9 protein-coding genes and 1 pseudogene are annotated in these 14,260 nt (G+C 77.2%); 4 read left to right on the top strand and 6 right to left on the bottom strand.

Features of this window, described 5'->3' with window-relative positions:
* Both ACFP3R_RS25210 and ACFP3R_RS25205 read right to left on the bottom strand, forming a co-directional pair.
* Window positions 1-380: pseudogene (locus ACFP3R_RS25210) on the bottom strand (sensor histidine kinase); the annotation flags it as partial.
* A 33-nt stretch (window positions 381-413) separates the two neighbouring features.
* A complete protein-coding gene (locus ACFP3R_RS25205; protein WP_380638935.1) occupies window positions 414-854 on the bottom strand; it encodes a hypothetical protein in 441 nt (146 codons plus the stop codon).
* A 378-nt stretch (window positions 855-1,232) separates the two neighbouring features.
* On the opposite strand from ACFP3R_RS25205, the gene ACFP3R_RS25200 reads away from it, so the two are divergent.
* Window positions 1,233-1,979: a GAF and ANTAR domain-containing protein gene (locus ACFP3R_RS25200; protein WP_380638933.1), complete on the top strand. Its 747-nt coding sequence runs from the start codon at window positions 1,233-1,235 to the stop codon at window positions 1,977-1,979.
* A 6-nt stretch (window positions 1,980-1,985) separates the two neighbouring features.
* Here the strand turns inward: ACFP3R_RS25200 and ACFP3R_RS25195 are convergent, their stop codons facing one another.
* From ACFP3R_RS25195 to ACFP3R_RS25180, 4 genes are all read right to left on the bottom strand, one after another.
* A complete protein-coding gene (locus ACFP3R_RS25195; RefSeq protein WP_380638931.1) occupies window positions 1,986-3,656 on the bottom strand; it encodes a sigma-70 family RNA polymerase sigma factor in 1,671 nt (556 codons plus the stop codon).
* Between the two features lie 346 nt (window positions 3,657-4,002).
* Entirely contained in the window at window positions 4,003-5,442 is a 1,440-nt protein-coding gene (locus ACFP3R_RS25190) for a phosphatase PAP2 family protein (protein WP_380638929.1), read from the bottom strand.
* Between the two features lie 109 nt (window positions 5,443-5,551).
* Window positions 5,552-8,404, bottom strand: a complete 2,853-nt coding sequence (locus tag ACFP3R_RS25185; protein WP_380638927.1) for an RNA repair domain-containing protein — start codon at window positions 8,402-8,404, stop codon at window positions 5,552-5,554.
* On the bottom strand, window positions 8,404-10,074 hold the full coding sequence (locus ACFP3R_RS25180) for an RNA ligase family protein (protein WP_380638925.1): 1,671 nt from the start codon (window positions 10,072-10,074) through the stop codon (window positions 8,404-8,406). Before ACFP3R_RS25180 ends, ACFP3R_RS25185 begins: the two co-directional genes overlap by 1 nt.
* Window positions 10,075-10,305: 231 nt before the next feature.
* On the opposite strand from ACFP3R_RS25180, the gene ACFP3R_RS25175 reads away from it, so the two are divergent.
* From ACFP3R_RS25175 to ACFP3R_RS25165, 3 genes are all read left to right on the top strand, one after another.
* Window positions 10,306-11,127, top strand: coding sequence for a 2,3-dihydro-2,3-dihydroxybenzoate dehydrogenase (locus ACFP3R_RS25175; RefSeq protein ID WP_380638923.1), 822 nt, complete (start codon window positions 10,306-10,308; stop codon window positions 11,125-11,127).
* A gap of 179 nt (window positions 11,128-11,306) precedes the next feature.
* Window positions 11,307-12,503 carry an isochorismate synthase gene (locus tag ACFP3R_RS25170; protein WP_380638921.1) on the top strand — a complete coding sequence of 399 codons (1,197 nt, stop codon included), beginning with the start codon at window positions 11,307-11,309 and terminating at the stop codon, window positions 12,501-12,503.
* 104 nt (window positions 12,504-12,607) lie between these two features.
* Window positions 12,608-14,260, top strand: coding sequence for a (2,3-dihydroxybenzoyl)adenylate synthase (locus tag ACFP3R_RS25165; RefSeq protein WP_380638943.1), 1,653 nt, complete (start codon window positions 12,608-12,610; stop codon window positions 14,258-14,260).

Genomic DNA, 14,260 nt, shown 5'->3' with positions numbered 1-14,260 from the left:
GGGAGCGCGCCCGCCCGGACCGGCGGCAGCCGCCGGCACCCCGCGCCGACCAGCAGCGCCGCCGCGCACACCTCAGCGGTCGGCGGCCCCTCGGCCACCGCGCCCCCGCCGGCCGCCACCAGCGCCGTGCCCACCAGCGACAGCGCCGCCACCGCGACCCCCAGCCCGAGCACGTGCCGGGGGAACCGCCGCCGCAGCACCGCCAGGACCGCCGCCGCCGACCCGGAGGGCGACGCGAACGAGCCCACCACCGTCGCGAGCGTGCCCGGCGGACCGGGCGACCGCACCTGCCACACCAGGTCCACCGCGACGGCCGCGACCAGGACGGCGAGCTCGGTGACGAGCACGCCGCGCCTGGCCTGCGGTCCGGTCGAGGTCATCCGCGGATCATCCAACCCGGCCTGGCCGGGCGACTAGCGGGCCCGCCGGAAGTGCGCGGAGGAGGAGGGGAGGTAGGACAGCACCAGGGCGAGCACCGCGACGGCGGCGCCGGCGTACCCGACCCGGGTGTTGCCGTCGCCGGTGACCACCGCGGCCACCTGGAGCGCGGTGAAGACGGTCAGCGTCACCCGCGCCCAGTTGCGCCCGGCCTTGAGCTTGAACGACAGCCAGAGGTAGACGAGCGCGATGAGCACGGCCGTGCCGAGCACCGTGGCCTGGCCCAGGGTGACCGCCGAGCCCACCTGGTCCTCGGTGAACCCGGGGTTGGACCGGCGCACCGCGTCGGCCGGTTCCGCCTCCATGCCCAGCACGACCAGACCGCCGGCCAGCGCGGAGACCGCGGAGACCAGGAAGCCGAAGAACGCGGCGACGAGCGTGGCCGGGGGAGCCGTGGTGCCCTGTGTCGCAGTCATGAGCGGAACGTAGGACGCTCCGGGGGGTGGGTGCACCCCATCGGGCAGCGTTCTCGTACTTTCGGCCGAGGTCGCCGTTTAACCCTGTCCACGCAGGGTAAAACATCTTCACCCGTGCGCGCGCGTTTTGGCACGGTAGGCCCGCTCCGGCGGGCCGGGGCCGGGGTGTGCGGAACCGTTGAGCAAACCAGCGTCCGCGCGCCCCGGCCCCCCTGGCCCCGCTCCACCGGTCCTGCCCACCGCGGCGAACGGCCCGTGCGCTAGTGTCCTGAGCCGCGACGGGCGTGTTCAGCAGCGCAGCATCCCGACGGACCACTCCCGTCGTCCCGGTCGGTCGCGGCCGGGACGCGGTGGACCACCTCCGGGGGGACGCACCGAATGACACACGACGTACTGGCGCTCGCCGGCGCGCTGGCCGAGATGGCCCGGCTCAACGACGACGAGGCGTACGAGGCGACCGCCCGCCACTTCCTCGACCACCTGGTCGCGTCCGTCCCGGGGTGCGACCTCGCCTTCATCTCGGTCGGCCGCGAGGACGGGGGGTTCGAGGTCGTCGCGACCACCGGCGAGCCCCCGGTGAGCCAGGCCGACCCCGCCACGGACGGCGGCCCGCTGCTCGACGTGCTGCGCTACCGCGAGCCGCGGCGGATCGAGGACACCCGCGACGACGACCGGTGGCCGCTGTTCACCGCCCGCCTCGCGCTCCGGGAGTTCCGCGGCTGCCTGGTCCTGCCGGTGCCCTCGCAGCGCCCGCCCCACGCCGCGGTGACGCTGCTCAGCCGCGAGCCGCACCTGTTCGACGACCACGCCTACGACATCATCCTGCTGATCACCCTGCACGCCGGGGTGGCGTTCGACAACGCCCAGCTCTTCCACGACAGCCGTCGCCTGGTGGAGAACCTGACCACGGCCCTGGGCACCCGGCACACCATCGGCCTCGCGCAGGGGCTGCTGATGCGCCACTTCTCCTGCGACACCGACGGCGGGTTCGCCCTGCTCCGCCGCGCCTCCCAGCACGGCAACAGCAAGCTGCGCGACATCGCCGCCGACCTGGTGGCCGCGCACGAGCGGGGCAGCTTCCGCGAGGCGCTGATCGGCCACCGCATCGGCCGGGACCTCTCCTAGCCGGCGCTACCGCGGCGTGATGGTGACCGGCACCCGCACCGGCGTGGCGTACAGCGCGCCCGCCGTCACCGTCCCGGTGATCGCGCCGCTCACCGCCGCGGGCCCGGCCAGCACCCGCAGCACGAAGGTCACCGACTCGCCGGGCGCGAGCGCCCGCTCGGCCGTGCACGTCACCGTGCCGCGGCTCGACGGGCACCCCACCCGCGCCTGCCCGGCCGCGCCGTCGAGCGCCACCAGCCGCCTGCCCAGCAGCGACTGGCCGGGCCCGACCACGCGCACGTCGTCGGGCAGGGCCAGGGCGAGGACCGGCGGCGGCAGCGGGACCAGGCCCGTGTTGTGCACGACCACCGGCAGCTCGGTGGGCGGCCCGCCCGTGCCGGTGGCGAAGGTGGTCGGCACGATCGGCGTCAGCTCGCCGCCGACCTGCTCGACCGGGGTGGTGGTGGTCGTGCCCGTCGTGGTGGTCACGACCGGTGGCGCGACCGTCGCGGGACCGGTGGTCGACGAGGTGGTGGCGCCGGTCGTGGTGGGTGCGGTCGTGGTGGTGGCGCCGGGGGAGGGCGTCTGCTCCGGTGCGGTCGCGGTGGAACCGGCGACCCGGGTAGGGGTCGGCGTCGAGCCGGCCGTGGGCACGATCGCCTGCCGGGTGGTGTTCGTCCCGGCCAGCACGGCCACCAGTACGGCGGTGGCCGCGGCCGCCGCGCCGAGCCACTGCGCGGGCGACGTCGCGTTGCCGGAGCCAGGACCGCCCGCGCCGGAGCCGCCGCCGCCTGTCCCGGGGCCGTTACCGCCGCCTGTCCCGGACCCGCTCCCGCTGCCTGCCCCGGGGTCGCCTGCCCCGCTGCCTGTTCCAGGACCGCCCGCGCCGGAGCCGCCGCCGGTCGCGCCGCTCGCCGCCGCGCCGCCCGACACCGCCGCGGCCTGCCCGTTCCCCGCCGTCGCCAGGTAACCGGCCGCGCCGGCCCCCAGCACCAGCGGTGCGACCACCGCGCGCAGCGCGCCGCTGACGTCGGTCAGCTCGGCGGCCAGCGAGCGGCAGTCCAGGCACTCGTCCAGGTGGGACTCGACCTGCGCGGTCTCCCGCGCGGACAGCCCGCGCCGCGTCCACGCGCCCAGCCGCGAGACCGCGGCGCGGCAGCGCCCACCGGGGTCCTGCACGACGTGCGCCTGCACGTACGCCTTCCGCAGCCCTTCCCTGGCCCGGTAGGCGATCGCGGCCACGCCGTTGGTGGTCAACCCGAGCAGCGGCGCGACGTCGGCGTGCGACTGCCCCTCGACCTCGGTGTGCCACAGCACCACCCGCCACCGCTCCGGCAGGCTGGCGAACGCCCGCGCGGCCAGCGACCGCTCCAGCTCGGCCACCGCCGTGTCGTGGAACGGTTGGCTGACCGCGCGCTCCACCCCCGAGACGGCCTCCAGGTCGCCGGCCAGCTCCACCCGGCGCTCGTGCCGGGTCCGGTCGTACGCGGTGTGCCGCAGCGTGGTGAGCAGGTAGGGCCGGAACGCCTCGTCGGGCCCGCGCCCGCCCCGCAGGACCAGCAGGACCTTCGCGAAGGCGTCCGAGACGAGGTCGTCGGCCTCCACGGGCGAGCGCGACAGCTGCCGGGCCAGGTTGCGCGCGGCCGCCACGTGGCGCGAGTACAGCTGCCCGTAGGACCGCACCGCGCCGCCGCGCACCGCCGCGATCAGCTCGGCGTCCGAGACGGACGCGGCGGCCTGAGCGCCCGGGGCCGCTGGTGAGCCGGGAGCGCGCGGAGCGGACTGAGCGTCGGGTAAGCCGGGAGCGCGCGGAGCGGACTGAGCGTCGGGTGAGTCCGGTGAGCCGGGAGCGCGCGGAGCACCCAGCGCGCGGTCGAGCTCCGCGCGCAGGGCCGTCGGGCCGACGGCCCGCCACCCGGCCACGTCTCGCTCGTCGGGCTCCCCGAGCACCGATCGCCCCCTCTCGACGCGGTGGGTGGTGAGTTCTCCGCGGAAACCCTATACAGGGTCCGGGAGCCCCACCGCACGAGACTCGGATCACGTGTCAGGAGCGCGCGCCGGACCGCCGTTCCGCGGGCCGGACCACGACGCCGCCGTAGACCGCGGTGTGCACGACCGCGATCCACACCAGCGCGAGCAGCAGGCTGCCCAGCACGTCGGTCGGGTGGTGGAGACCGGTGTAGAGCCGCTGCACCGCGACGACCGCGGGCACCGCCGCGGCGAGCACCACGGCCGGCACCCGCCACCACCCCCGCACCGCGCGCCGGACCAGCAGCACCACGGCGGCCCCGAGGACCAGGGACGCCGCGACGTGCCCGGAGGGGAACGCGGAGGTGGGCGGGACGTCGCTGGGGATCCGGGACGCGGGCCGGGCCCGGTCGATGATCGACGAGGTGATCAGGAACAGCGCCACCTCGCCGAGGAGGCCGAGGACGACCAGCAGGACGGGGCGCCAGTCGCGGGTCGCGGCGAGGGCGAGCACGCACACCACGACCGCGGCGGTGATCACCGGTCCGGTCCCGGTGGCGTCGCCCAGCGGCACCAGGGCCGCGTCCCACGCCGGGGTCCGGCGCTCGGCGAACCACTCGACCACGGCGCGGTCCCACGCGGGCGGCACGTCCTCGCCCGCGGCGGTGAGCCACGAGCCCAGGGCGAACAGCGTGCCCAGCAGCAGGCCCCACGCCACCAGCAGCCGCGCCGCGGCGCGCCAGGCCCCGCCCGGCACGTGCGCCCGCTCCGGCGCGGGTTCGAGGTCGTCGGCCGCCTCGGGCACCAGGCCGTGCGACACGGGCACGTCCGGCATCCCGCGGTCGCGCCGCCACTGGCGGAACACCTCGGTGGTCAGCGCCAGCCACAGCAGGCCCAGCAGCCAGCCGCCGAGCACGTCGGTCGCGTAGTGCACGCCCAGCGCCACCCGCGTCGCGCCGACCGCGACGACGACCGCGACCACCAGCCAGGTCAGCGCCGCCCGGCCGCGCGGCACGGAGGCGAAGACCAGCAGCAGCACGCCGTAGGTGACGGTGGAGCCCAGCGTGTGCCCGCTCGGGAAGCTCGGTCCCGCCGCGTCGGCCACCTCCACCTCGACCAGCGGGCGCAGCCGCCCGACGAGTTCCTTGACCACCACGCCGAGCAGCCCGCCGCCCGCCGCGGTGACGACCACGTGCACCGCGACCCAGGGGCGCCGGCGCAGGAGCAGCCACGCCGTGGCCAGCCCCGCCACGCCGATCAGGGTGGTGGTGTCGCCCAGGGTGGTGATCCCGCGCAGCACGGCCACCGCGGTCTCCGAGCCGGCGACCCAGCGGTTGAAGGAGGTCGAGATCGCCTGGTCGGCGACGCGCACCGGGGCCCAGTCCGCCCAGACCACGGCCAGCACCACGAAGAAGGCCGCGCCCGCCGCGCTCGCGGCGATCAAGGACACCGCGCTGCGCACCGCGAACTTCTCCGCGGTGACCACCGTCCGCCGGTCCGCTCCACTGATCGTCACGACGTGTGTGGTGCCCAAACCGGCCGGCGCGCAATCCCGTCCTAGATCGACTACCCCGGTCGGCGCGGCCGGGAGTGCGCCGAACGCACCAGCGCCACCGGGACCCGGCTCAACGCAGGGTCGGCACCTCGCCGTTGCCGACCCGGACGACCTCGACGCCGCGCCACCCCGTCGTCCACCGGGCGACCAGGTCGGCCAGCACCGCCGCGCTCACCGGTCGCCGGCCGAGGCCGATCGCGAACCGCACCGCGCCCGCGTCGCGCCCGACCGGCCGGGGCCACGCGTGGACGTCCGGCGACCCCGCCGCACCCAGCGCGGCCGTCAGCGCGAGCACCCGCCCCCGCACCGGGCCGAGGAGGTCGAGCGGCACCGTCACCAGCGCCCACGCGGCGTGCGCCCGGTGCGCGTCCGGTGGCGCGGTCAGCCCGTCGCCGCCGGACTCGACGATCTCCCACGCCCGGTACAGCTCGGCCGTGAGCAGGTCGCGGAACCCGGGACTCACCTGCCCGGTGCACGAGCGCACGGGCGCGGTCGGCGTCAGGACCGCGAGGGGCGCGCCGGTCGGCTCCGGCGTGCCGGTCAGGGCGACCGGGTCGCGCCAGTCCCACGCCGCCCACGTCGCGAAGAACCCGGTGAGCGGGTCCGGCCCGCGCCACCCGGCCACCGTCCGCGCGGCGAGCACGGACCAGCCCAGGCCCGGTACGCCGCCGAACGGCGCCGAGTCCAGCCCCCGCGCCCGCGCCCACGCCTTCACCTCGCGGGCCAGCCGCGCGAAGGCGTCGACGCGGTCGCCGACGGCGGCGAGCACCGCCTCGGCGTCGGTCACCGCGCCGAGCACCACCTCCCGGTCCGCGCCACTGTCGGCCACGGCCACGTCCACGCCGAGCCCGTCCACCTCCAGCCGCAGCCCCGGCGCCCGCGTGCCGACCACCGGCCGCACCGAGGTCGCGCCCGGCAGCGCCGCGACCACCCGTGCGGCCACCTCCGCCGGGTCGGGCGCGATCGCCACCAGGTCCAGGTCGGCGTCGGGCAGGGCGCACCCCGTCCGGCGCGAGCCGACCACGCGCACGTCGTCCAGCGCGGCCGACAGCGCGGCGGCGACCCGCCCGGCCACCGCGTCCAGCGAGGGTCCCGGCGGGGTCGGCGGCTCCGGGAACCAGGTCACCTCGCCGGTGCCCAGGGCGACCGCCGCGCGGGGCAGCATCGGCCCGTCGCCGCGCCGCGACAGCACCACGAGCCGGTCCACCCGGTCCGACCACGCGCCGATCGACCCGGCCGCCCGCCGTGACCGGCCCACGGCCAGGTGCGGGGTGAAGCCCTCGCGGGCCGCGCACGCGGGGAAGCGCCGCCGCACCGCGTCGTGCAGCGCCGCCCACGGCCCGGCGCCGTCGGCGGCGGGGTCGAGCCACACCGCGTCGGGCCGGAACTCCCGCACCCCGGCCACCCGCACCGGGAAGGCGGGCACCTCCGCGACCGCGCCGGCCAGCAGCGGCACGGCGCGGTCGAAATCGGACTCCGGCACGAACACGAAGAGCACCGTCACGTGCGGCGGCCACCGGTCGGCGCGGCGGTCGTGCTCCCGGCGCACCCGCGCAACGTCCTCGCCCGCGGTGGGCAACCACACCACCGCGGTGCGGGGTGTCGGTGTGGTGTCGGTGATGTGGGTGGGTGTCTGGGTCGGTGCCGAGTGGGTCGGCATGTCGGTGTGGGGTGTCGGTGTGGTGTCGGTGATGTGGGCGGCTGTCTGGGTCGGCACCGAGCCGACCGGCACGCCGGTGCCCGGCGTCGGCCCGGCCTCGGGAACGTCGGCGGGTGCCTGGCGCGGAGCCAACCGGGCCAGCACGCCGTAGTGGTCGGAGGCGAACAGCCCGGCCGCGGTGGGCGTGGTGCCGCGCAGTTCCGCGCCCGCGCACCGCACCTCGCCCCGCAGCAGGACCCGGTCGAGCCGGGCGGCCCGCCCGGTCAGGGAGGACACGGCGGCCAGCGGGTTGGCGCCGGGGTCGAACGTCGGCGGCGCGTCGTCGCGCGCCTCCAGCCAGGCGTCGCGCATCCCGAGCGCGGTGGCCGGCCGCCGGCCGCCGTCGTTGAGATCGCCGGCCAGGACCACGTCGCCGGGCACGCCGGCCAGGGCCTCGGCGACGCGGGCCAGTTGCGCCCGCCGCTTCGCCGCGCCGTTCGCGGTGTGGTCGCTGGTGAGGTGGGTGGCGGCGACGACGAGCGGACCCGAGGCGGTCTCGACCACGACCGCGGCGACGGCCTTGTGCGGGCCCAGCGGGAACCGCCCGGCCTCCCGCACCGTCAGCCGGCTCAGCACCACCAGGCCGGTGCGGTCCACGTCCGGCCCGGTCGGGTCGACGTCCACCGCGTAGCCGTCGCGCACCCACGGCTGGGCGAGCAGCACCGCGAGCAGGTCCGGTTCGACCTCCTGGAGCGCGATGACGTCCGCGTCGGCGGTCGCCAGCTCGGCCGACAGCAGCGGCCGGCGGCCGGCCGTGTCGATGCGGTCGGTGTCGTAGCGGTCCCACAGCACGTTCCAGGTCAGCACGCGGACCTCGGTCGAGCCGGCGGGGCGGCGCGGGCGCGGGGGCGCCGCTCCCGGCCGGCGCGGGACGCGGTCCCGGCCGACGCCCCGGGGGCGCACGGGCACCCACCCGGCCACCGGGTCCCAGGCGTGCGGGGTGCTCGCGGTGAACACCGGCGGGCGCAGCAGGCGCGGCACGCGCACCCGCCCGGCCGCCGTCTCCCCGACGCGGTCCAGCCCGGCGGCCCGGTCCCACACCAGTTCGCCGTCGGCCTCCACGAACAGCACCCGGTGCCAGGGCACCTCGCCGCCGGGCGCGAACGCGGGCAGCGGCACCCGCTCCGGCGGCGCGCCGCGCTGCCCGACGCCGAGCACGAACCGGGCCGGGTCGAGCCGCGGGTCCCAGCGGACCTGGTGGTAGACCTGCTCGCTGGTGCGCATCACGGTTCCCCGTCGTCGGTGTCGTCCACGGTGCCGGCCGCGCCGACGTACCAGGTGCGGTGGGCCTGCCACGGGTACGGCGGGCTGAACCGGCGCGCCCGGTCGGCGAGGACCGCGGGCGGCACCGGTCGCGCCCTGGACCCGTTGCGCCGGGCGGCTTCGCGCTCGTCGACCAGCAGCACCGCGTGCGTCACCAGCGCGTCGTGCCGCCGGGCGACCGCGTGGACTGCGGCCCGCTGGTGGTCCGACAGCGAGGTGGCGTCCCACACGACGGTCCGGTGCTCCCGCAGCGCGGCGCCGAGCCGGTCGAGCCCGGCGCGCAGCACCCGGCCGTTGTCCCGCTGGTCGGCCCGGTCGCCGGCCTCCTCGCGCAGGTCGTCCAGCGACACGCGGGCGCCCACGTCGGGCAGCCCGGCGGCGAACGTCGTCTTGCCGCTGCCCGCGCCGCCCACCAGGTGCACCAGGACCGGGAAGTCGCCGGACCGCCACCGCCACGTCGCGGCGACCGCCTCGGCCACGTCCAGCACCCGCCCGGCGCGCAGGCTCGCGTCCCGCGCCCCGGCCCAGCACCGGTCGGCGGCCGGGCCGGTGCCCAGCCGGTCGCGCAGGCCCGAGCGCAGCGGGGCCCACGGGCCCACCTCCTCGGCGTGCAGGGCGGACCACGCCACCTGGTCGCGCGGTCCGGGCGCGTCCGCGACGGCGGCGGACACCGCGTGCAGCACCTCCAGGTCCGCGGCGGTCGACAGCCGCAGCAGCCCGGCCCGGCGGTGCTCGTCGGGGAACGGCTCGTGCGGGAGGCGGTGCAGCCCGACCAGGTCCGCGGTCCGCCGCGCCGCGGCGACCCCGACCGGTCCGGCCAGCAGCGTCGCCACCCGACCGCGCGGCACCCGGTGCCGCACCGCCGCGAGCACGCCCGCCAACCGCGCGTCCCCGGTCCGGCCCAGCTCCTCGGCCACCCGCTCGGCGGGCGCGACCTCCCCCGCGCAGCCGACCGCCGCGAGCAGCGCCGCGACGTCGACCGGCGCGCCGGACCGCGCGTCCCACAGCGCGGACGCCGCGCCCAGGCCGTTGGGCACCACCGGCGCGGTCGCCCAGTGCGCGTCGGTCCGCACGTGGTGGGGGCGCACCCACTTGGCCACCCGGCGCCCGAACTCGGCGCGCCCGAACCCCTCGGTGGTGCGCACCACGAAACCCTCCTGCCGGGCGGTGTCGACCCGCAGCGCGCGCAGCGCCCGTTCGTCGAACGCGCCGCGCCACAGCATCGGGGGAGTGGGCACGCCCAGCTCCCGCAGGAACCGCGCGGTGGCGTCCCAGTCCAGGCAGCGGTCACCGGCCCACACCGAGAAGCCGTAGAACCAGCTCTCCAGGTCGGTGTAGGCGAGGGAGTGGCGGGCGTGGACGTTCTCGCCGCAGACGCGCCACCCGGCCGGCAGCCGCGCCGCGATCCGCCCGTGCAGCCCCTTGACCCACGAGCGGGACGGGTGGTGCGCGGAGTCCGGGGACCGGGCGTGCAGCCCGTCCGGGTACAGGGTGGTGTTCTCGCCGTCGAGCTTCTCGGTGACCACCACCTCGCGCCCGCGCAACCCGACCGGGTCGACCACCCGCACGTCGTCCGACGACGCGCCCGGGGACCACGGGAGGTGCGGTGTGCGCGGGTACTGGGTGCGCATGTTCCCTCCCGGTGGCGGACGACAGGAGGACCGTAGACAGGCAGGCCGCGGGTGATCGACCGGATTTCGTCGGCCACGCGTCCGTTCGGGAACAGCCGGGCAACCGGCCCGCCACCCCCGAAGGGATGACGCCGGTCGGGTGACTTCGGGGCCCCGAAGGTCGTCATGAGCTAGATCACTCACATCGACCAACCCACGGGCCGGCCCGAGAAGTTAGGTTAGGCCAACCTAATGAACTGCTCGTCGGGGAGAGGAGTGCCGGTGACCGCGTCGGGGAACGGGGAAGCGGGCGTCGGGGGCCGGGTGGCGCTGGTGACCGGGGCCGCCCGGGGCATCGGCGAGGCCGTGGTGGACGCGCTGGTCGGCGCGGGGGCGACGGTCGCGGCACTGGACGTCGACGCCGGGGCCCTCTCGCTGGTGGCCGCGCGCCACCCCGAGCGGGTCGTGCCCCTGGTGGTGGACGTGGGCGACCCCGGCGCGGTGGTCCGGGCGGTGGCGGAGGTCGAGGAGCGGGTCGGCCCGATCGGCATCGGGGTGTCGGTCGCGGGCGTGCTGCGGCACAGGTCGGTGTGCGACACCACCGACGAGGACTGGGCGGCCACGTTCGCGGTCAACGCCACCGGCGCGTTCACCGTGCTGCGGGAGGTCTCGCGGCGGATGGTGCCGCGCGGCGGCGGCGCGCTGGTGACCGTGGGGTCGAACTCGGTCGGGGTGCCGCGGGTGGGGATGGCCGCCTACGCGGCGTCCAAGGCGGCGATCACGATGCTCACCCGGTGCCTGGGCCTGGAGCTGGCGGGCAGCGGCATCCGGTGCAACGTGGTGTCGCCCGGCTCGACCGACACCCGGATGCAACGTCTGTTGTGGACGGACGAGGAGGGATCCCGGGGCGTGCTCGCGGGCGACCCGGGGCAGTTCCGGGTGGGTATCCCCCTGGGGCGCATCGCGGACCCGGCCGACATCGCGGAAGCCGTGCTGTTCCTGGTCTCCGACCGCGCGCGGCACATCACGATGCAGAACCTGTACGTGGACGGCGGCGCGACCCTCGTCGCCTGACCGGGCGCCGGGTTCGCTGGTCGCGCTTGACCGCGGCGTTCGGTCGTCGTGCCCGATCGCCGGGCTTGATCCGTCGCCGAAGGGTTCTGCGCGCTGCCGGATTAGGCTAGGCTCTCCTAAGTTTGGTGAGGCTGGTGAAACGCCGCCGCCCCAACGATCTCCGAAAGGGACCACCCGACGTGTCCACACCCGCAATGGTCCGACCTCGACCCGTGCACCGGGCGGCCGACCTGCTGGCCGCCTACCTGCCGGGGTCCTTCTTCTACTCCTCGGCGACCGGCTCCCTGCTGGCCGACGGCGTGCACGCGCCCGTCCGGGCCGGGCACGGGTCCCGGGCCGCCGCGGTGTCCGAGGCCCTCGACGCGGCGGCGGTGCACGGTGTGGAGGACCCGGTGGTGGTCGGCGCGATCGGGTTCCGGCCCGACGCCGAGGCCAGCCTCGTGGTGCCCGCGGTGGTGCGCCGCGCGGGCGCGCCCGACGGCAGCGGCCCGGCCGGGGCCCCCGCCTCCGCCAAGTGGTCGATCACGCCGCGGCCCGAGCCGGAGGTCTACGCCGACGGCGTGCGCCGCGCGCTGGAGCTGATCGGGGCCGGCGAGCTGGACAAGGTCGTGCTGGCCCGCTGCCTGGAGGTCACCGCGGACCAGCCCGTCCCGGTGCCCGCGCTGCTGTCCCGCCTGGTGCGCCTCAACCCGGCCGCGCACGCCTTCGCCGTGGACGTCAGCGCGCCGGGCGACCCCGCGCCGCGCGCCCTCGTCGGGGCGAGCCCGGAGCTGCTGGTGTCCCGGCGCGGCACCGAGGTGGTGGCCAACCCCCTGGCCGGTTCGCTGCCGCGCGTCGCGGACGAGGCCGAGAACCGCAGGCGCGTCGCCGCACTGCTCGCCTCCGCCAAGGACCGCGCCGAGCACGCGCACGTCTCGGCGCAGGTGGCCGAGGTGCTGGGCCGGTTCTGCGTCGACCTGGACGCGCCCGCCGAGCCCTCGGTGATCGGCACGCCGACCATGTGGCACCTGTCCACCCGGATCACCGGTCGGCTCGCGGACCCGACCGACCCGGGGTCCTCCGCGCTGGCGCTGGCCGAGGCGCTGCACCCGACGCCCGCCGTGTGCGGGGTGCCGGTGGACCGGGCGCGCGCCGCGATCGCCGAGCTGGAGCCCGAGGACCGCGGTTACTACTCCGGTCTGGTCGGCTGGTCCGACCTCCAGGGCGACGGCGAGTGGGTGGTCACCATCCGCAGCGCGGAGGTGTGCGACCGGACGGTGCGGTTGTTCGCGGGCGCCGGGATCGTCGCGGGTTCGGACCCCGCCGCGGAGCTGGCCGAGACCAGCGCGAAGTTCCGCACGCTGCTGCGCGCGCTCGGGCTGGAGGGCACGGCGTGAGCGGGGGTTCGGATGCGGGGCGCGGCGTGAGCGCGGGCGCGGGGCGCGCCGTGAGCGCCGCCTCGGACTCGGGACCCGCCGTGAACGCGGGCGCGGGACCCGCCGTGGACCCCTCCTCGGACGCCGGACCCGACCACACCCCCTGGCCGCCGGCGGTCGCGGCCCGCTACCGCGCCTCCGGGCACTGGCGCGGGCAGACCTTCGGCGCCCTGCTTACCTCCCTGGCCGAGGCCCACACCGACCGCACCGCGGTGGTGGGCGAGCGGGCCGGCGCGACGGCGCGCTGGACGTTCACGGAACTGGACGAGCGGGCCCACCGGATCGCCGCCGGCCTGGTGGAGCTGGGCGTCCGCGCCGGCGACCGGGTCGTGGTGCAGCTGCCGAACGTGCCCGAGTTCCTCCCCGCGGTGTTCGGCCTGTGGCGCGTGGGCGCCTGGCCGGTGTTCGCGCTGCCCGCGCACCGCGACAGCGAGCTGCGGCACTTCGCCGAGCAGAGCGGCGCCGTCGCGGTGCTCACCGTCGGCGAGCACGAGCGGCACGACCACGCGGCCACCGCGCGCGCCGTGGCCGCCGGGGTGCGCTCGGTGCGGCACGTGCTGGTGGTCGGCTCCGCGGAGTTCGACGACCTGGCGGCCACCGCGCCGCGCGAGCTGCCCGACCCCGACCCGGCGGGCGTGGCGTTCCTCCAGCTCTCCGGCGGCAGCACCGGGCTGCCGAAGCTGATCCCGCGCACCCACGACGACTACCTCTACAGCGTCCGGGAGAGCGCCCGCATCTGCGCGCTGCGCCCGGACAGCGTCTACCTGGCCGCGCTGCCGGTCGCGCACAACTACCCGCTCAGCTCGCCGGGCGTGCTCGGGGCGCTGCACGCGGGCGCCACCACGGTGCTCGCGCCCCGCCCGGACGCGGACACCGCCTTCCGGCTCATCGAGGCCGAGGGCGTGACGATCACCGGTGTGGTGCCGCCGCTGGCCGCCGCCTGGGTGCAGGCCGCCGCGCGCACCTCCCGCGACCTGTCCTCCCTGGAGGTCCTGCTCGTCGGCGGCGCCAAGTGCGGCCGCGAGCTGGCCGAGCGGATCGGGCCCGCGCTGGGCTGCCGGTTGCAGCAGGTGTTCGGCATGGCCGAGGGCCTGGTCTGCTACACCCGGCTCGACGACCCCGACGAACTCGTGCTGACCACCCAGGGCCGGCCCATCTCGCCGGACGACGAGATCCGCGTGGTCGACCCCGACAATCCCGCGGCGGCCTCGACCGACGAGGTGCCCGCGGGCGAGGTCGGCGCCCTGCTGACCCGCGGCCCTTACACGATCCGCGGCTACTACCGGGCCGCCGGGCACAACGCGACCGCGTTCACCGCGGACGGCTTCTACCGGACCGGCGACCTGGTGCGGCGCACGCCGACCGGGCACCTGGAGGTGGTGGGCCGCGCCAAGGAGCAGATCAACCGGGGCGGCGAGAAGGTGGCCGCCGAAGAGGTGGAGAACCACCTGATGGCCCACCCGGGCGTCCTCGACGCCGCCGTGGTCGCGGTGCCCGACGAGTACCTGGGGGAGCGCACCTGCGCCTACGTGGTGCCGGTCGCGGGCGCCGCGCCCACCGCCCCCGAGCTGCGCCGCTTCGTCCGGGAGCGGGGCGTGGCCGCGTTCAAGGTGCCCGACCTGGTCCAGGTGGTCGAGGCGTTCCCGGTGACCGGCGTCGGCAAGACCAGCAAGCGCGAGCTGAGGGTGGCGCTCGCCGCCCTGGCCAAGGAGGGGTGA

It is taken from the genome of Saccharothrix lopnurensis (assembly GCF_042658445.1).
Classification (GTDB): domain Bacteria; phylum Actinomycetota; class Actinomycetes; order Mycobacteriales; family Pseudonocardiaceae; genus Actinosynnema; species Actinosynnema lopnurensis.
Note: the sequence above shows the minus strand (reverse complement) of the source record. Positions and strands in the feature narration are given on the sequence as shown.